Below are 17,190 nucleotides of genomic sequence, written 5' to 3'. Positions count from 1 at the left end.
GTGCGCCGGTCTGCGGACCGGAACGAGTCGGCGGCGGAATCTATCACGGTCGATCGCCGGCCCTCCGCTACAGCACCAGCAGCGGCGCGATGACCAGCGACACGACCGACATCAGCTTGATCAAGATGTTCAGGCTGGGCCCGGCCGTGTCCTTGAACGGGTCCCCCACCGTGTCGCCGACGACGGCCGCTTTGTGGGCGTCGGAACCCTTGCCCCCGTGCGCCCCCGCTTCGATGAACTTCTTCGCGTTGTCCCAAGCGCCCCCGGCGTTCGCCATGAAGATGGCGAGCAGAACGCCACCGGCGGTCACGCCGGCGAGGACCCCGGCCAGAGCCTCGACGTCCCAGAAACCGACGGACACCGGAACCAGGACGGCAAGCAGGCCCGGCGCCACCATCTGGCGCAGGGCGGCCGCGGTGGAGATGTCGACGCAGCGCGCGTACTCGGCCTTCGCCTCGCCTTCCATCAGGCCCGGAATCGTGCGGAACTGACGGCGGACCTCCTCGATCATCTCGAAGGCCGCCTTGCCGACCGCCTTCATCGCCATCGAGGAGAACAGGAACGGCAGCATGGCGCCGATGAACAGCCCGCACATGACCCGCGGGTTGACCAGGTCCATGCTCTCCAGGCCGACCGTCGTGCGGAAGGCCGCGAACAGCACTAGGGCGGTAAGCGCCGCCGACCCGATCGCGAAGCCCTTGCCGATCGCCGCCGTCGTGTTCCCGACGGCGTCCAGCTTGTCGGTGCGGGCGCGCACGTCCGGACCAAGAGCGCTCATCTCGGCGATGCCGCCGGCGTTATCGGCGACCGGTCCGTAGGCGTCGACGGCGAGCTGGATGCCCGTCGTCGAGAGCATGCCGAGGGCCGCGATCGCGATGCCGTACAGGCCAGCCTGGCTGTGGGCCACGAGGACGGCGGCGGTCAGGACGACGATCGGCAGCGCGGTGGACTGCATGCCGACGGCCAGGCCGCCGATGATGTTCGTGGCGCTTCCGGTCTGGCTGTCCTTGGCGATGCTCTGCGCCGGCGCCTTGGACTCGGCCGTGTAGTACTGCGTGATCAGCCCGATCAGCAGTCCGGCGGCGAGGCCCGCGACCGTGGCCAGGAACACGCCCATGAAGCCGAATTCCTTCCCCTCGACGACGTACCTGCTGTCGCCCAGGAGGTACTGCGCCGTGAAGTAGGTGACGACCAGCATCACGCCGGCCGCAGCGAAAGTGCCGAGATCCAGGGCATGCTGCGGGTTGCCGCCCTCCTTCGTGCGGACCAGCAGCGTGGAGGCCAGGGAGACCAGGATGCCGAGGCCGGCGAGCAGCATCGGCAGCAGGATGAGGTTCGGCGTGAACGCCTCCCCGGCCAGGGTGGTCGTGCTGATGCCGAGCACGAGCGTTCCGACGATGGCCCCCACGTAGGACTCGAACAGGTCGGCCCCCATGCCGGCGACGTCGCCCACGTTGTCGCCGACGTTGTCGGCGATCACCGCCGGATTGCGTGGATCGTCCTCGGGAATCCCGGCCTCGACCTTACCCACCAGGTCGGCGCCCACGTCGGCGGCTTTGGTGTAGATGCCGCCGCCGACCCGGGCGAACAGGGCGATCGATGAGGCGCCGAACGAGAAGCCGGTCAGCACGGTCACCACCTGGCCCAGCGAGTCGTTGTCGCCGCTGCCGAACATCGCGGCGTAGAGCAGGTACAGCAGGGACAGGCCGAGGATGCCGAGCCCCACGACCGCGAAACCCATCACCGCGCCGCCCGAGAAGGCGACGGCCAGGGCCCGGTTCAGGCTCGTGCGGGCGGCTGCCGCGGTGCGCACGTTGGCCGATGTCGCCACGCGCATGCCGAAGAAGCCGGCCAGCCCCGAGCAGAGGGCGCCGCCGAGAACGGACAGCCCGATCAAGGGGGAGCTGCCGGCGCGGTCCCAGTTGGCGAGCGCCAGCAGGGCCGCCGCCAGGACGACGAAGATGGCGAGGATGCGGTACTCGCGGCCGAGGAACGCCATTGCCCCGTCCCGAATGTGGCCGGCGATCTCCGGCATCGCGCCGTCGCCGGCGTCCTGTCTGTTGATCCACCTGCTCCGCAGCAAGGCGTAGAACAAAGCCGCCGCGCCGCAGGCGGGCAGAAGGTAGTACATCGTGTCCACTATCCGTTTCCTCTCATCCGTTGTACTCGTTCATCGTGACTTCGACGCCTCGGTCAACCCAGCTCAGGACGCAGTCGGCGGCCCGCCGCACCATTCGTTCCGCCGTTTCGATCTCGCCCGCCGCGAAGGGGGCGAGCACGAAATCCGGCAGGTCTTCCCCGCGGCCGGCCGCGGCCGCCGCCGCTTCGTCCGGCGCGATGCCAAGACGCAACCGCGGCACCGCCGTCGTGCGCAGGTTCTCGATGACCGACTCCATGCCGCGATGCCCGCCGGGACTCCCCTTGCCACGAAGCCGGAGCCGCCCCAGGGGCAAGTGGACTTCGTCGTAGACGACCAGGATGTTCCGGGGAGCATAGCCATTCCGTTCGGAGAGACAGCGCGCGCTGTAGCCGCTTCGATTCATGTAGGTCTGCGGCATCGCCAGGTCGATTCGGTCGTTGGAGGCCCAGACCGCCCCGCACACGTTCAGTCGAGGTCGAACGCCCAGACGCCGAGACAACTCGTCGACGACCCGGAAGCCGAGGTTGTGACGCGTGTCGGCGTAACGCCCGCCCGGATTTCCGAGCCCCAGAACCAGACGCGCCTCCTCGCTACGTGTCTCCATTTTCGGATTCGTCCTCGTCGCCGACCCGTTCGGGTTCGTCGGTGAGGGCCTCGAGCAGCTCGCCTTCCTCCGGCTCCTCGACCTCCTCCTCGACCACCCGGGCGGCGGCGACCGACACGATCACCTTGCTCTCTTCCTCGCTGAGGATCACGGCGTCCGGAAGGACCAGTTCCCCGGCCTCCACATGCTGGCCGATGTGCAGGGGCGAGACATCGAGCTCGATCGAGACGGGAATGTCGCCGGGCAGGCAGACGACGCCGACTTCCCGAGTGATGAACTCGAGCAGCCCGCCCTCGTTCCGCACACCCTCGGGCGTCCCCACGACTTCGATCGGCACCGAAACCTGGACTTCCTGATCCATCTTCACTCGCTGGAAGTCGATGTGGACCAGCGCGCCCGTCAGTGGATTCCACTGCAAGTCGCGGATCATCGTGTGGCGCGTCCGCTCGGTGCCCTCGAGTTGGAGCAGGAAGACGGCGTTCTCGCCCCCCTCCCGAATCAGGCCCTGCACCATCTTGCCGTCGACGCGGATCGCGGCCGAATCGGCGCTGCCGCCATAGACCACGGCGGGAATCTCACCGGCCGCCCGGAGGCGGCGGTTCGCGTTCTTGCCGGTCTGCTCGCGCAGCCGGACGGTAACGGTGGGTTCGCTCACTTCGAACTCCTCAGGTGACGTAAGGCTCAGACGAAGAGCGATGTCACGGAGCTGTTGTCGTGGATTCTTCGGATGGCTTCCCCGAGCAGGGCGGCGACGCTATGGGGGCGCAGCCTCGTGCTGCGGGCCAGCTTCTCTTCGAGCGGTGTGGTGTTCGTCACCAGGACGCCCTCGAGGCTGGACTTCTCGATCCTCTCGATGGCCGAGGCGGAGAGTACACCGTGGATGCCGGCGGCGAAGATTCTCCGGGCGCCCTGCGCCGCCAGGGATTCGACGGAGTTGATCAGCGTGCCGGCGGTATCGATGATGTCGTCGAGGATCAGCACGTCGCGCCCCTCGACATCGCCGATCACGTTCATCACCTCCGCCTGGTTCGCGGCCACCCGACGCTTGTCGATAATCGCGAGTTCGGTTTGCAGCCGCTTGGCGATCGCCCGCGCCCGGGCCACCCCGCCGGCGTCCGGGGCGACGATCATCAGATCCTCGATGCCGAGCGCGCGGATGGCGTCAAGGAGCACGGGCGCCGCGAACAGGTGGTCGACCGGAATGTCGAAGTAGCCCGAGATCTGCTGCGCGTGGACGTCCATCGTCAGCAGGCGGTCGGCCCCGGCGGCAGTCATCACGTCAGCCACGAGCTTGGCCGTGATCGGCACGCGGGGCTTGTCCTTCTTGTCCTGACGGGCGTAGCCGTAGTAGGGCAACACCGCCGTCACCCGCGCCGCCGAAGCCCGCTTCACCGCATCGAGCATGATCAACAGCTCGACGAAATTGTCGTTGACCGGCGTACAGGTCGGCTGCACGATGAAGACGTCGGCGCCGCGCACGTTCTCCTGGATCTGGCAGAAGATCTCGCCGTCCGCGAAGTTGTAGGCCGTGACCTGACCCGGCACCATGCCGAGGTAGTTGCAGATCTCGTTGGTCAGCGCGGGATGCGCCCGTCCGCCGAAGACCTTGAGTTCGGTGTACATGGTGCGTTCGACGTTGTTGGGATGGAGGGTCACTTGAGCGACCCGCCAGCGATCGTTTCCGGGAAGTCCGGACGCCGGTGCGCGCCGGGACCATCCGCGTGCACGGAGACTCTCGACACGGGCGACCTCGGAATCAGTTCGAATTCAGGGGGAGTTGGCTGCGGCGCACTCGTGGTTGGGGCGGGAGGATTCGAACCCCCGAATGCGAGATCCAAAGTCTCGTGCCTTACCACTTGGCGACGCCCCAGACGGGACGGCCCATCTTACAGAAAGTGACGACTACATGAAGAGCCCGCGAACTTCCCGAGGCAGCGTTCGCGTCCGGAACACACGCACGCCCGTTCCGGCCAGTGCGGCCTGGATGCCGGGCGCCTCGCCGACCGCGAACACGGCGCCGCCGCTGCCCGAAACCTGGGGACCGCCGCCACCGCCCGTGCTCCCGGCCCGCCCGAGCGCCAGGAGGAGGCCGTCCACCTCGGGGTGGAGCCGGCGAACCACCGGCTCCAGGTCGTTGCCGAGAACCCAGGCGGCGGCGTCGCCACGGCGTGAGGGAGGAGGCAACAGGGTGGACAGTCCCTCCTCTCCCCTGCTGCCTGCCGCCATCGCACCCTTCCAATCGCCGTAGACCTCGGCGGTCGACACCTCGACCGCCGGCACGACGACCAGCACAGTCGCTGAGGGCATGTCGTCCAGCGATTCGACCCGCTCACCACGGCCGGTCGCGAACGCCGTGCCCCCCTCCAGAAAGAACGGGACATCCGAGCCGACCGCCGCTCCGGCCCCGTGCAACTGCCGGGCGTCGAGTGGTTCTCCCCAGAGCGACTGGAGGCCGAGCAGCGCCGCCGCCGCGTCGCTGCTGCCCCCGCCCAGACCGCTGCCCGCGGGAATTCGCTTCTCCAGTCTGAAACGGACGCCGCCCGCTGGCTCGCCGAGGACGCCGAAGAAGGCGCGCGCCGCCTTGAGCACCAGGTTCGAGTCGTCGGCCGGAGCGCCGCCGCCCGGGACCTCGATCCGCAGTGGACTCGCCGGGTCGGCGCGATGGATGACCAGGCGGTCGCAGAGGTCGATGGTCTGCAGGACGGTCGAGATCTCGTGGAAACCGTCGGGCCGGCGGCCGTGAACGCGGAGACTCAGGTTCACCTTGGCCGGGCATGCAAGGCTGAGTTCGGCGGGCATCAGGCATCCGAGCCGCAGAGGCCGGGCCGGTATCCGGCGGGAACCTCGGGAGCTGGAAGCAGTCCGGCGAGTTCCGTTGCGGGCCGCCGCTGGCGCCAGCGGAGTTCGAGACCCGTGTCGGACTCCACGAGTCGCGCCACTTTTTCCACTCCTTCCACCCCTCCGCTCCAGGAGGCCCTTGCGCGATCGCCATGCCACAACGTCCAGCGACTTGGGCCTGCCAGGGTCGCTTCGGTCGTCCAGCGCCGGCCACGGCTGTCCTCGAAGTCGATCTCCACGCTTTGGCCCGACTGTCCGGTGACCGCGGTCTCCGCCCATCCGCGGGGATCGGCCGGCGGCGACGGCAACCGCCGCATCAACAGGGCGGCGACGGCGCGGGCCGGAACCGGACCCAGCGAGAGGGCCGGGACCTCGAGGTCGCCCGCATACCGGCAGAACGTGCGCTCGCGCACCCACAGCACGAGGGCGTCTCCTTTCCTCACGTTGAGGTCCCACCATCGTCGTCCCAGGCGGTCGGAGGCCGAGACGTGAAAACGCTCCGGGTCCTCGAAACGCAGGACGAGACGCAGCGTGCCGTTTCCTTCCGGTCCGTCGTAGTGCATGCGGACGATGCGCTGGGTCCGCCATTCCGTCTCGGGAATCTCCCACGGCGCGGTGGCCGGAACCGGACGGCCAGCGGCAACCCCCGCTTCGCGACCAGGTCCGGTGCTGGCGCAGCCGCCAAGCCACGCCAGGCTGAGCAGAAACAGCGGGAACGACCGCCGCATGAAGATTGGCTGCAGCCGGTTAGCGCCGGGAGAGTTCACTCAGCTTGCGGCGCAGCGATTCGACGTTCTCCTCGTCGTTGATCGCCAACGCCTGCTCGTAGGCCTCCCGGGCCCGCTGCGGTTCGCCCAGCGCGACATAGACGTCCCCGAGATGCTCGAGGATCGTTGAGTCCCGGGGCACGAGCTGGTTCGCCCGTTCCAGGTGACGCCGGGCCTGCTCGAACTCGCCGAGACGGAACAGGGCCCAGCCCAGGGAGTCGACGAAGGCGCCGTTGTTCGGGTCGAGATCGACCGCGCGTCGAATGAGCTCCAGCGCCTGCTCGAGGTTCTCGCCGTTGTCCGCCCACATGTAGCCGAGGTAGTTCAAGGCGTGACTGTTCTCGGGCTGGAGCGTCAGGACCGCCCGGAACTGATCCGCCGCCTCGTCGTAGCGCCGGCTGCGTTCGTAGGCCTCCCCGAGCTGGAACCGCAGTGCCGCGCGGAGGGCGTCCTTGTCCATGTCCAGTTCCGTCGCGGCGCCGGCGTCGATTCGCGCCAGCGCCCGCAGGAGGAAGGGGATGGCTTCGCCGAACCGTCCCTGCTCGCGGCAGGACTCGGCGACGAGCATGAGACGCCGGACATCTCCGTTCGAGGCCAGGTCCTCGTAGACCCTCAGGGCGAGCTTGTCCGCACCCAGGTTGAAGTAGAGCCTCGCCTTCTTCTGAAGCGCCGGGAACTCCGGCTCGCCGTCGTCGCCCGCCACAAGAAGCCGCTCATTGGCCACGACGCCCCGGCGCAGCGTGGCCATGGCCCTGCGCTTTCTGCCGGCTTCCGCCAGCAGTTCGGCCTGACTGAGAACCAGTTCCGCGGACTCTCCGGCCCGCTCCTCCTCGGCTTCCAGGACCTCCAGCGCGCGGTCGATCTCTCCCAACTGGCGCAAGGCCTCGACCACGAGACTGAGACCGAGATCTCCCGCCTGCCCGCCCTCGACGGTGCTCCGGTCGGCCCGGTCGACCATCGTCTGGCCGATGTCCCTGATCCGGCGCCACTCCCCTTCGCGCATCAGCAGGCGCACGAGTTCCCGCACGATGCGCGGATCGTCCTGCGACTCCCGTCTGAGGTCTTCGAGCAGCTCGATCGCCTCCGACGTCCGTTCCGATTCGGCCAGGATCGTCGCCTCCAGGAGGCGAGCGCGAGGGTTCGCCCGGGCCGCGCGAGGCAGCTCACGCAGGCGTCCAAGCGCCTCAGCGAGATCGTCCGCCCTTTGCTGGGGGGTCCGTCCGCGGGCGACCCCGCGGCGAAAGTACTCTTCGGCCAGGGCGCCACGCACCGGGATACTCTCCGGCTGCTCGGCGACGGCGCCCTCAAGCAGTTCGATCGCTTCGCTGTGGTTGCCCCGCTGGCTCTCCCGATGAGCCAGTTCCATTCTGGCTTCGAGGGAGAGACCGTCGAGTCGAAGCATCTCGTTCCGGACCGCCTCGGCCCGGTCGTCCTCGCCCGCGCGCCGGAACGCATCGACCAGCATGCCCTGCAGTTGCCGGTGGCCGTTGTGGTAGCTGACGAGTTCCTCGAGTACCGAAGCGGCCTCGTCGTATTCTTCCAGGCTCTCTCGAATCCGGTAGAGGAGCATCATGCCGTCGATGTCGCTCGGGGCGAGGCGACGGAGACGCTCCAGTGCCTCGAGCGCCTGATCGAGCGCCTCGCCGTACCGGCCGCCATTGCCTCTGGGCAGGCTGACGAGAGCGCCAGCGTGGGCGCGTAGCACATCCACGTCGTCCGGCGCGAGACGGTAGGCGACCCGCGTGTGTTCGGCCGCCTCGTCGAAACGACGCAGCTTCTGGGCCAGGAATTCCGCCAGGCCAATCCGGAGGAAGGGAGCGTCCGGATCCGCGGCCACCGCCCGTTCGAAGAGATCGAGCGCCTCCTCCTCCCGGTCCGGTTCGGCAGCCAGCAGCCGCGCCGCGGTGAACAGGAACGGTCCGCTCCCGGAAAGCGTGGCGGAGGCTTCCTGCGCCCGAGTCGACTGCGCTCCGAGGCAAAGCACCGCGATCGCGGCTACTGGCGCGACGAGGCCCAACGCGCGGCCCGGGAGGGACCGGAAGCCTGTTTCCTCACGGTGCATGGGACGGCCAAGGGTAGCACTCTCCCGTGACCACTTCGGCCGCTTCAGCTCTTTACCGGGACCGCCGCCCGGGTTAGACTCGGGAGTCCACATCGGACCGTGGCCGGTCGTGACGGCGGGCCGATTCAGGGAGGAGGCGTCGAGATGATCAAGGCGGACATCGTGAACCGTGTCGCGGAGAATTCCGATCTTCCCCGGGTCAAGGCGGCCCGCGCCGTCGACACGATCCTCGGCGCGATGAAGGACGCACTCGGCGACGGCAAGCGGATCGAGTTGCGCGGTTTCGGCGTCTTCCAGGTGCGCGATCGCAAGCGCGGCGTGGGCCGCAATCCGAAGACCGGCGTCGAGGTAACGATCTCCCCCGGCAAGACGGTTCGCTTCAAGCTCGGCAAGGAACTGAAGAACCTCTAGCTAGAAGTCCAGGACGAAGGTGACCGGTCCATCGTTGACCAGGTCCACACGCATTCGCTCTCCGAAACGGCCGCTCTCCACCTGCACGCCGGCCGCCTCCAGCCGGAGGCGCAGCGTCTCGAGCAGAGGCTCGGCCACTTCCGGCAACGCCGCCCGGTCGAACGACGGCCGCCTCCCCTTGCGCGTCGAGGCGGCCAGTGTGAACTGCGACACGAGAAGCACCGCTCCGCCTGACTGGCGCACGTCGAGGTTCATCCGCGCCTGCTCGTCGTCGAAGAACCGGAGTCCGACCAGTTTGGCAGCGGCCGCCTCCACCTGATCCTGTCCGTCGCCGGTTTCCACGCCGGCAAGGACCACCATGCCCGGACCGATCTTCCCCACCGTCCGGCCGTCGACCGAAACCTCGGCTCGCGCCACTCGCTGAACGACCAGCCGCATGCCCGCACGATAGCTCTGAAAGCCTGCCGGGGTTACGATCGACGGCCAGGGCCAGGAAAGGCCCGGCCGTCGCGACGCGGCTTCCGGGCTTCGCTGCGGCCCGTGAACACGAGTTTCCCTGGCGGTCGGCGTCAGGCCGCCGCCTCAAGTCATTCTGAAAGGAAAAAGTACATGCTGAACAAGGTGATCCTCATCGGGAACCTGGGACGAGACCCGGAGATCCGCACCACCCAGTCCGGCCAGACGGTCGCGAACTTCAGCGTCGCCACGACGCGGCGCTGGCGGGACCGCGACGGCAACCGCCAGGAAGAGACGGAGTGGCACTACATCGTCTGCTGGGGCCGTCAGGCGGAAGTTGCCGGGCAGTACCTCACCAGGGGCCGCCTGGTCTCGGTCGAGGGGCGGCTGCAGACCCGCTCCTGGGACGATCAGCAGAGCGGCCAGAAGCGTTATCGGACGGAGATCATCTGCGACAACTTCCAGATGCTTGGCGGTCGGGCCGACGGCGGCGGACAGGGCTACGGCTCGCGCAACCGGCCCGACGCCGGCCAGCCGGCGCCGCAGGACCAGGGCTTCGACGCCGGTGAACAGGACGACGACATCCCGTTCTAGCGCTAGCTAGCGCTTTACGCCAAGCCTGCTCTGCAGGGTCTGGAGGAGGTTCAGGGCGGCCACCGGCGTCAACTGATCCACGTCGACCGTCTTCAGCGCCTCGATCACGGCCTCGTCTTCGCCGCCCCACAGCGCGAGCTGGTCCGCGCCGGGACTCGGCGGCGCTCCGGAAGCGCCGTCGACGACCCGGGGCCTGCCGGAGAAGCCGTACTGCTGGGACTCGATGTTCGAGAGCACGGCGGCAGCGCGCTCGACGACCTCCCGAGGCACACCGGCCAGACGCGCCACGTGCAGACCGTAGGACTTGTCGGCGCGGCCTTCCGCGACCCTGTGAAGGAACAGGATCTGGTCCTGCCACTCCTTCACCGCCATCCGCGAGTTCCTGACCCGCGCAAGCGTCGCCGGCAGGCCGGTGAGTTCGTGGTAATGGGTGGCGAAGAGCGCCAGCGAGCCGTTGTGCTCGTGCAGGCGTTCGATGATGGCCCACGCCAGGGAAAGACCGTCGTAGGTCGATGTGCCCCGGCCGACCTCGTCCAGGACGACCAGGCTGTCAGGCGTCGCGTGACGCAGGATGTTCGCGGTCTCGACCATCTCGACCATGAAGGTCGATTCGCCGCGAGCCAGGTCATCGCTGGCGCCGACACGGGTGAAGACCCGGTCGACCAGACCGATCTCGGCGCTCCCGGCGGGCACGAAGCACCCCGCGTGAGCCATCAACACGATCAGCGCGGTCTGCCTGAGATAGGTCGACTTGCCGCCCATGTTGGGACCGGTCAGCAGGATGATCTGCTCCCGGTCCCGATCAAGGCACACGTCGTTCGGTACGAAACCGGAAGCGCCGCGGATGGCCGCCGTCGATCGTTCGACCACGGGATGGCGGCCTTCGCGGATGTCGATCCTGCCGGCCGCGGCCAGCATCCGCGGTCGGACGTAGTCGTAGCGGCCCGCGGCCTCCGCCAGTGCGATCAGACAGTCGAGCCGGGCCAAGGCGGCTGCCAGGGCAAGCAGGCGCGGGGCTTCCCGGGCGGCCTCGGCCCGGAGCGACTCGAAGAGCTCCTGTTCCAGCGCAAGCTGGCCGCTCTCGGCGCCCAGGATCTGCTGTTCCAGCGTCTTCAGATCCTCCGTGACATAGCGTTCGGCGTTGGTCAGGGTCTGCCGACGCACGTAGCGGTCGGGAACCCGCTCCTGCTGGGTCTTGCGGACCTCCAGGTAGTAGCCGAAGACGCGGTTGTAGCCGACCTTCAGCGAAGGGATCCCCGTCGCCTCCCGCTCCCCGGCCTCGAGGGCCGCCATGTGCTCCTTGCCGTCCCGCGCCAGGGACCGGAGTCGGTCGAGTTCCGGATCGACGCCGGTTGCGATCACGCCACCGTCGCTCAGCGAGCCCGGTGCCTCCGCAAGTGTTGCATCGAACCTCGCTCGCAGCCCGGGCAGCGCGTCGGTCGTTGCCATGCGTGCGAGGAGGTCGGCATCCAGCCCCGCCACCGCCGCGAGTGTGGGAGGAGCGTCGCGCAGCGTGTCTCGGAGGGCCGCCGCCTCGCGCGGAGTGATCCGGCCCAGGACCAGCCTCGACGTCAGCCGCTCCAGATCGGCCATGCCCCTGAATCGGGAGCGAAGCGACTCCCGCAGCGAGATGTTCCGGAGCAGCACGTCGACCGCGTCGTGGCGCTCCTCCAGGGCGCCCGCTTCCCGGAGCGGCCGGCTCAGCCAGCGCCGCAGGGCGCGGGCGCCGGGCCCCGTGAGCGTGAGGTCGAGCACGTCGACGAGAGTCCGTCCGCCCTGGTGCTGGAGGTGCCGAAAGACCTCCAGGTTGCGCAGCGTCGTGTCATCCACCACCACGCAACGGTCGTCGTGCTGAACCTCGAGACCCGTTACGTGATCTATGTCCGATCTGGCGGCGCTACGTGCGTACTCCAGCACGAGGGCGGCCGCTGCAACCGCGGCCTCACCCTCGACCAGACCAAAGCCGCGCAGGTTGTCGACCTGGAACTGCCGGCGCAGGGCGCGCTCGGCGGAGGCTGAGCGCAGCGCGTCCGAGCTGTCGACCGCCGTATGCGGAACTCCGGCACGGTCGATCCAGGCCGGAAGCTGACCGGCTGGGTCGGCGCCACCCCTCTCGAAGTCCGCGCCGCACGTGAGAACCTCACGCGGCGCGAGCCGTTCGAGATCGTCCACCGCGAACGCAGCGTCCGGCCAGCGGCGCACGAAGAACTCGCCGGTCGAGACGTCCAGGAACGCACCGGCGCCCGCCCCGCCGTTGAAGCGGATCCCGGCAAGGTAGTTCGGCCGGTTCTGATCGAGCATCTCCAGGTCGCTGATCGTTCCCGGCGTCACGATCCGCGTGACCTCCCGGCGCACCAGCCCCCGGGCCTGCGCCGGATCCTCGACCTGATCGCACACGGCGACCTTGTAGCCCGCGTCGAGCAGCCTGGCGATGTAGGAGTCGACCGCGTGGTGGGGCACCCCGCACATCGGGGCCTCGCTGGCGGTTCCCTTCTGCCGCGCGGTGAGGGCGACATCGAGTACCGGTGCGGCGGTCGTGGCGTCCTCGAAGAACAGCTCGAAGAAGTCGCCCATCCGGTAGAGCAGAATCGCGTCCGGGTAGTCGGCCTTGACCGTCAGGTAGTGCCGGAGCATCGGCGTGAGGGTGGCGACGTCCCGGGCCGGCCCAGCCGATCGACCGGCGGGTGTCCGTGAATCCCCCGCGTTCTCTGCAGCGCTCCCGTCCACGGACGGCCGCCAGTATAGTGAGCGGCCATGGCTTCCGGGCCGCTGCTCGCGTTCGACACCGGTTCGGCCGTCGTCAGCGTGGCGCTCGCTCTTCCCGACCGGGTCGACACGCTCGCCACGCCTCAGGGCCGTTCGTCGCGCGAACTCATCGCGATGATCGACGAGTTACTGGCCCGCGCGGGTCTCGAAGCCGAGGACCTGGCAGGGATCGGGGCAGCCAGGGGACCGGGCAGCTTTACCGGCCTGCGGGTTGGACTGGCCACCGCGATCGGCCTGCACCAGGCCTCCGGAGTGCGCGCGGGCGCGGTCTCGACCTTCGAGGTCCTGGCCGGTCACTACGCCGAGCGCGCGGCAGCGCCGGAGCCAGTGGTGCTGGCGGTCGTCGATGCGCATCGGGACCGCTGGTTCGCACAGCGCGTGCTGCTGAGAGCGAACGGCACGCCCCAGGTCGACGGGCCGGCTGAGATCATGAGTCGGACCGATCTCAACCGGACCGCTATTCCTCTCGTCGGCCACGGCGCGGCCGCGCTTGAGGTTCCGGCCGGTGCGGTCGAAGCGAAGGAGCTTGCCCCGAGCATGCTGCACCTGATGCAAAGCGGTGACTTTCGCTGGGATCCCTCGACGCTCGTCGAACCTCTCTACCTGCGCCCGCCCGCGACGAGCCCGCCCAAGCTGGTACGCTCGAAGCAAGCTCCGCGGAAGGCCACCGAACGACCACGAAGGGAGGCGCGCACCGAATGAGCGATGACGCAGTCAAGGAAGAACTTCTGGCGCAGGAGGGCGAGTTCAAGAAGCTCTACGAAGAGCATCAGGCCTGTGAGAGTCAACTCGAAGAACTGGTCGGCCGCCCCGTCCTCTCGCCGACGGATCAGTCCGAGGCCAAGCGCATCAAGCTCCACAAGCTCGCTCTCAAGGACCGCATGGAGTCGATCATCCGGTCCCACGCCCTTCAAGCAGCCAGCTAGGAACCTGCGCCGCAGAACGCAAGCGAAGCAAGTCTGCGGCGCGGGGTGCTAGATGAGATTCGCCCGGGAGGCCTGGCCGTTCGTGCTGCCGTTCCTCGCCGCGGCGGCCGTCCTATGGCCCCTTGGCTGGCACGTAGCCGCGGGCACGATGGCCGTCCTCGGCGTCCTGGTCCTCCTCTTCTTCCGCGACCCCACGCGGAACTACGAGGGACCGCCCGACGTCGTCCTTTCTCCCGCCGAGGGAACGGTGATGGCCGTGGAGGTGATCACCGACAGCGCCCTCGGGGACGAAGCCTGGCGGCGCATCTCGATCTTCCTGTCCGTCTTCAACGTCCATACGCAGAAGACGCCGGTCGAGGGCGTGGTGATCGGCAGCATCGCGACGCCTGGGAAGAAGCTCCCCGCCTTCCGCAAGGAGGCGGGCGACGTGAACGAGAACCACCTCACCCTGCTGCGCCGGCCCCAGGGCGATCTCATCGCGGTGCGCCAGATCGCCGGTCTCGTGGCCCGACGCGTGGTTGCCCATGTCCAGGCCGGCCAGCGCGTGATCCAGGGCGAGCCCCTTGGCCTGATCAAGTTCGGCTCCCGCGTCGACGTGTTCGTGCCGCTGTCCTACGACCCCCTGGTTGAGAAGGGCCAGCGCGTGATCTCCGGCGAAACGCCGCTCGCCATGCCCACGGACCCGTCCACGCCGCCGCCGGAGGACCTTCCGGTCCGGCGACCCGCCGTCCGAACCGGAGACGAATCATGAACTGGAAGCCGCGCAAACCGAGACCGTTGCGGGCCGGGGCCTACGTGATCCCCAGCCTCTTCACGACCGCGAACATGCTGCTCGGCTTCTACGCTCTGCTGGCAGGTCTCGAGGGGCAGTTCCAGGCCGCCGTGCTGATGCTCTTCGCCGCGGCCTGCCTCGACACGCTGGACGGCCGGATAGCCCGCCTGACCGGAACCGCGAGCCCCTTCGGCCGGGAGTACGACTCGCTGGCCGACCTCGTCTCCTTCGGCCTGGCCCCGGCGTTGCTCTGCTACCTCTGGGGGCTCCACGAGCTCGGGCGCGTGGGCTTCGCGGCGCCGGCCGTCTACCTGCTCTGCAACGCCGCCCGCCTGGCCCGCTTCAACGTCAGCCGCCGCACGGCCGACCCCGCCTACTTCATCGGGCTGCCGGCGCCCGCCGCCGCGGGGGCGATCGGCTCGATTCTCTTCTTTGTCGACACGCGGGGCGACTCCTTTCTGTTCCAGATCGTCGTTCTGTCCGCGCTGGTCGTGGTCGGCCTGCTCGCTGTCTCCACCTTCCGCTACGTCAGCTTCAAGGAGATCGACTTCCGCCGCCGCCGGAGTTTCCGGGTAGTTCTCGTCATCGCCTCGATCGCCGTGCTGGCGCTGATCCATATCGGTGTCTTCTTCCTGGTCGGCGCGGCCAGCTACGCGCTCTCCGGACCGACCGCCTGGCTCGCTCGCCGCCTCAGGCGACGCCGCCGGGCGATCCGTCTTCGCGCTGCTACGCTCCGCGGCCGATGACGACCGCTCCGTCCGCCTCTCCAGAGCGCCACCGGCTGACCATCCTCGGATCAGGACCCGCGGGACTCACCGCGGCCCTGTACGCGGCACGCGCCGATCTCTCGCCGCTGGTTCTCGAGGGCGGCCAGCCGGGCGGGCAACTGACGATCACGACCGATGTCGAGAACTACCCGGGCTTCCCGAAGGGGATCATGGGGCCCGAGCTGATCGACCAGATGCGGGCTCAGGCCCGGCGCTTCGGAGCCGATACGCGCTTCGAGACGGGCCTGGCCGTGGACCTGAACGAGCGCCCGTTCCGGGTCCGGACGGACGGCGGGGAGTACTCCACCGACGCCCTGATCATCGCCACCGGCGCCTCTGCCCGCCAACTGGGGCTGGCATCGGAAGCGGAGCTGATGGGCTACGGCGTCTCGGCCTGCGCCACCTGCGACGGCTTCTTCTTCCGCGACAAGGAGCTCGTCGTGGTCGGCGGCGGCGACACGGCGATGGAAGAGGCCACCTTCCTGACGAAGTTCGCCAGCAAGGTGACGATCGTGCATCGCCGCGGCGAGCTGCGAGCCTCGATCATCATGCGCGAGCGCGCGGCCGCGAACGAAAAGATCGACTGGCGGTTCTTCGCCACGGTGGAAGAGATCCACGGTTCCCAGGACCAGGGCGTCAGCGGCGTCCGCCTCCGCGACACCCGCACGGGCGCCGAATCGGACTTCGCCTGCCAGGGCGTCTTCATGGCGATCGGCCACAACCCGAACACTGGGCTGTTCCAGGGCAAGCTGCCGATGGACGACGTCGGCTACCTCAAGGTCCGCCATCCGGGCACGGCAACGGACGTCGAGGGAGTCTTCGCCTGCGGCGACGTGATGGACCCGATCTACCGGCAGGCGGTCACCGCCGCCGGAACCGGCTGCCAGGCGGCGATCGACGCGGAACGCTGGCTCTCCGAAGTAGACTGACCGGCCACCACCCAAGCAAGGACGGTACCCGATGACCAAACTGAGACGCAGGGACTTCCTCGGCAAGGCGGTTGCCGTCACCGCGGGAGCGGGCGCCGTCGCCGCCTGCGGCGGCCCTGCAGCGGGACCGGACGGCGCACCGGCCGTGGTCACGAAGCCCCGCCTGAACTGGCGTCTGGCCTCCAGTTTCCCGCGCGGCCTCGACACGATCTTCGGCGGCGCGGAAGTGTTCGCGGAACGAGTCGAGAGCCTGTCCGAAGGCCGGTTCCGGATCCGCCCCTACCCCGCAGGCGAACTCGTCCCGGGGCTGGGCGTCCTGGACGCGGTGCAGCAGGGCACGGTCGAACTCGGCCACACCGCGAGCTACTACTACACGGGGAAGAACCCGGCCGTGGCCTTCGACACCGCCATGCCGTTCGGCCTGAACACGCGCCAGCAGAACGCCTGGCTCTACCATGGCGGCGGCCTGGAACTCATGCGCGAGGTGTTCGCGGACTTCAACATCGTGAACTTCCCTGCCGGTAACACGGGCGGGCAGATGGGCGGCTGGTTCCGCCGCGAGGTCAGCACGCTGGACGAACTGCGCGGTCTGAAGATGCGTATCCCCGGTCTGGGCGCCGAGGTGCTGAGCCGTCTCGGAGTGACCGTTCAGACGATTCCCGGCGGAGAGATATATCCCGCGCTGGAACGCGGAGTGGTCGATGCCGCCGAGTGGGTAGGCCCGTACGACGACGAGAAGCTCGGCTTCCAGCGGGTGGCGAAGAACTACTACTACCCCGGCTGGTGGGAACCGGGCCCGACGCTTTCCGTGTACGTCAACCGGACCGCCTGGGACGGTCTTCCGACCGAGTACCAGTCCATCGTTCAGTCCGCCGCCGCGGAGGCGAACGTCGACATGATCTCGCGCTACGACGCCGTCAACCCGGGTGCGCTCAAGCGCCTGGTCGACGGCGGCGTCACGCTGCGACCGTTCTCCGACGAGATCATGACCGCGTCGCGCGACGCCGCGTTCGAGCTGATGAACGAGAACGCGGCCGCGGACGCCGGCTACCGGAAGATCTTCGAGTCCTGGGACGAGGTCCGTCAGTCCTCCTTCCGCTGGTTCAGCACCGCCGAGCAGGCGTACGCACGCTTCTCCTTCGGCGGCGGCTGAGAACC

Annotated in this window: 17 protein-coding genes and 1 tRNA gene; 8 read left to right on the top strand and 10 right to left on the bottom strand. The window is 68.7% G+C overall.

Annotated features, from left to right (window positions below; translation table 11 throughout):
- Window positions 1-67: 67 nt before the first annotated feature.
- The 8 genes from OXI49_08340 to OXI49_08305 all read right to left on the bottom strand — a co-directional run bounded on the left by OXI49_08340 (window position 68) and on the right by OXI49_08305 (window position 8,411).
- Window positions 68-2,131 carry a sodium-translocating pyrophosphatase gene (locus OXI49_08340; GenBank protein MDE2690512.1) on the bottom strand — a complete coding sequence of 688 codons (2,064 nt, stop codon included), beginning with the start codon at window positions 2,129-2,131 and terminating at the stop codon, window positions 68-70.
- A 22-nt stretch (window positions 2,132-2,153) separates the two neighbouring features.
- Window positions 2,154-2,744, bottom strand: coding sequence for an aminoacyl-tRNA hydrolase (pth, locus tag OXI49_08335; protein ID MDE2690511.1), 591 nt, complete (start codon window positions 2,742-2,744; stop codon window positions 2,154-2,156).
- Window positions 2,731-3,399, bottom strand: a complete 669-nt coding sequence (locus OXI49_08330) for a 50S ribosomal protein L25 (GenBank protein MDE2690510.1) — start codon at window positions 3,397-3,399, stop codon at window positions 2,731-2,733. Before OXI49_08330 ends, pth begins: the two co-directional genes overlap by 14 nt.
- 26 nt (window positions 3,400-3,425) lie before the next feature.
- On the bottom strand, window positions 3,426-4,367 hold the full coding sequence (locus tag OXI49_08325) for a ribose-phosphate pyrophosphokinase (GenBank protein MDE2690509.1): 942 nt from the start codon (window positions 4,365-4,367) through the stop codon (window positions 3,426-3,428).
- A gap of 172 nt (window positions 4,368-4,539) precedes the next feature.
- Window positions 4,540-4,614 (bottom strand) — tRNA-Gln (locus tag OXI49_08320).
- A 32-nt stretch (window positions 4,615-4,646) separates the two neighbouring features.
- A complete protein-coding gene (ispE, locus tag OXI49_08315) occupies window positions 4,647-5,543 on the bottom strand; it encodes a 4-(cytidine 5'-diphospho)-2-C-methyl-D-erythritol kinase (GenBank protein ID MDE2690508.1) in 897 nt (298 codons plus the stop codon).
- On the bottom strand, window positions 5,543-6,310 hold the full coding sequence (locus OXI49_08310) for a hypothetical protein (GenBank protein ID MDE2690507.1): 768 nt from the start codon (window positions 6,308-6,310) through the stop codon (window positions 5,543-5,545). The genes ispE and OXI49_08310 overlap by 1 nt, the downstream gene beginning before the upstream one ends.
- A gap of 19 nt (window positions 6,311-6,329) precedes the next feature.
- Entirely contained in the window at window positions 6,330-8,411 is a 2,082-nt protein-coding gene (locus tag OXI49_08305) for a tetratricopeptide repeat protein (GenBank protein MDE2690506.1), read from the bottom strand.
- Between the two features lie 144 nt (window positions 8,412-8,555).
- Between OXI49_08305 and OXI49_08300 the strand changes: the two genes are divergently transcribed.
- Window positions 8,556-8,822, top strand: a complete 267-nt coding sequence (locus OXI49_08300; GenBank protein MDE2690505.1) for an integration host factor subunit beta — start codon at window positions 8,556-8,558, stop codon at window positions 8,820-8,822.
- On the opposite strand, the gene dtd is transcribed toward OXI49_08300, so the two are convergent.
- A complete protein-coding gene (gene dtd, locus OXI49_08295; GenBank protein ID MDE2690504.1) occupies window positions 8,823-9,260 on the bottom strand; it encodes a D-aminoacyl-tRNA deacylase in 438 nt (145 codons plus the stop codon). It lies immediately after the preceding gene.
- Window positions 9,261-9,431: 171 nt separating this feature from the next.
- Here dtd and OXI49_08290 point away from each other — a divergent pair, with 171 nt between their 5' ends.
- Window positions 9,432-9,872: a single-stranded DNA-binding protein gene (locus OXI49_08290; protein ID MDE2690503.1), complete on the top strand. Its 441-nt coding sequence runs from the start codon at window positions 9,432-9,434 to the stop codon at window positions 9,870-9,872.
- Between the two features lie 6 nt (window positions 9,873-9,878).
- Here the strand turns inward: OXI49_08290 and mutS are convergent, their stop codons facing one another.
- Window positions 9,879-12,506 (bottom strand): DNA mismatch repair protein MutS, encoded by a 2,628-nt coding sequence (mutS, locus tag OXI49_08285; GenBank protein MDE2690502.1) that lies wholly within the window; start codon window positions 12,504-12,506, stop codon window positions 9,879-9,881.
- A 120-nt stretch (window positions 12,507-12,626) separates the two neighbouring features.
- Here mutS and tsaB point away from each other — a divergent pair, with 120 nt between their 5' ends.
- From tsaB to OXI49_08255, 6 genes are read left to right on the top strand one after another with little or no spacing between them, the layout of a single operon-like run.
- Entirely contained in the window at window positions 12,627-13,340 is a 714-nt protein-coding gene (gene tsaB, locus OXI49_08280) for a tRNA (adenosine(37)-N6)-threonylcarbamoyltransferase complex dimerization subunit type 1 TsaB (GenBank protein MDE2690501.1), read from the top strand.
- Entirely contained in the window at window positions 13,337-13,564 is a 228-nt protein-coding gene (locus OXI49_08275) for a YdcH family protein (GenBank protein ID MDE2690500.1), read from the top strand. Before tsaB ends, OXI49_08275 begins: the two co-directional genes overlap by 4 nt.
- A gap of 52 nt (window positions 13,565-13,616) precedes the next feature.
- Window positions 13,617-14,315, top strand: a complete 699-nt coding sequence (locus tag OXI49_08270; GenBank protein ID MDE2690499.1) for a phosphatidylserine decarboxylase — start codon at window positions 13,617-13,619, stop codon at window positions 14,313-14,315.
- Complete coding sequence (gene pssA, locus OXI49_08265) at window positions 14,312-15,082, top strand: CDP-diacylglycerol--serine O-phosphatidyltransferase (protein MDE2690498.1); 771 nt, start codon at window positions 14,312-14,314, stop codon at window positions 15,080-15,082. The genes OXI49_08270 and pssA overlap by 4 nt, the downstream gene beginning before the upstream one ends.
- Window positions 15,079-16,032, top strand: coding sequence for a thioredoxin-disulfide reductase (gene trxB, locus OXI49_08260; protein ID MDE2690497.1), 954 nt, complete (start codon window positions 15,079-15,081; stop codon window positions 16,030-16,032). The genes pssA and trxB overlap by 4 nt, the downstream gene beginning before the upstream one ends.
- A 40-nt stretch (window positions 16,033-16,072) precedes the next feature.
- On the top strand, window positions 16,073-17,185 hold the full coding sequence (locus tag OXI49_08255) for a TRAP transporter substrate-binding protein (protein ID MDE2690496.1): 1,113 nt from the start codon (window positions 16,073-16,075) through the stop codon (window positions 17,183-17,185).
- Window positions 17,186-17,190 lie beyond the last annotated feature (5 nt).

It is taken from the genome of Acidobacteriota bacterium, assembly GCA_028875725.1.
In the GTDB taxonomy this organism is placed as follows: Bacteria; Acidobacteriota; Thermoanaerobaculia; order Multivoradales; family Multivoraceae; genus Multivorans.
This window is presented reverse-complemented; position numbering and strand designations above follow the sequence as displayed.

Bases quoted from the DNA above. Each gene is read 5' to 3' on its own strand.
- OXI49_08340 (MDE2690512.1), bottom strand. From the start codon at position 2,131: ATGTACTACCTTCTGCCCGCCTGCGGCGCGGCGGCTTTGTTCTACGCC.
- pth (MDE2690511.1), bottom strand. From the start codon at position 2,744: ATGGAGACACGTAGCGAGGAGGCGCGTCTGGTTCTGGGGCTCGGAAAT.
- OXI49_08325 (MDE2690509.1), bottom strand. From the start codon at position 4,367: ATGTACACCGAACTCAAGGTCTTCGGCGGACGGGCGCATCCCGCGCTG.
- ispE (MDE2690508.1), bottom strand. From the start codon at position 5,543: ATGCCCGCCGAACTCAGCCTTGCATGCCCGGCCAAGGTGAACCTGAGT.
- OXI49_08310 (MDE2690507.1), bottom strand. From the start codon at position 6,310: ATGCGGCGGTCGTTCCCGCTGTTTCTGCTCAGCCTGGCGTGGCTTGGC.
- OXI49_08305 (MDE2690506.1), bottom strand. From the start codon at position 8,411: ATGCACCGTGAGGAAACAGGCTTCCGGTCCCTCCCGGGCCGCGCGTTG.
- OXI49_08300 (MDE2690505.1), top strand. From the start codon at position 8,556: ATGATCAAGGCGGACATCGTGAACCGTGTCGCGGAGAATTCCGATCTT.
- dtd (MDE2690504.1), bottom strand. From the start codon at position 9,260: ATGCGGCTGGTCGTTCAGCGAGTGGCGCGAGCCGAGGTTTCGGTCGAC.
- OXI49_08290 (MDE2690503.1), top strand. From the start codon at position 9,432: ATGCTGAACAAGGTGATCCTCATCGGGAACCTGGGACGAGACCCGGAG.
- mutS (MDE2690502.1), bottom strand. From the start codon at position 12,506: ATGCTCCGGCACTACCTGACGGTCAAGGCCGACTACCCGGACGCGATT.
- tsaB (MDE2690501.1), top strand. From the start codon at position 12,627: ATGGCTTCCGGGCCGCTGCTCGCGTTCGACACCGGTTCGGCCGTCGTC.
- OXI49_08275 (MDE2690500.1), top strand. From the start codon at position 13,337: ATGAGCGATGACGCAGTCAAGGAAGAACTTCTGGCGCAGGAGGGCGAG.
- OXI49_08270 (MDE2690499.1), top strand. From the start codon at position 13,617: ATGAGATTCGCCCGGGAGGCCTGGCCGTTCGTGCTGCCGTTCCTCGCC.
- pssA (MDE2690498.1), top strand. From the start codon at position 14,312: ATGAACTGGAAGCCGCGCAAACCGAGACCGTTGCGGGCCGGGGCCTAC.
- trxB (MDE2690497.1), top strand. From the start codon at position 15,079: ATGACGACCGCTCCGTCCGCCTCTCCAGAGCGCCACCGGCTGACCATC.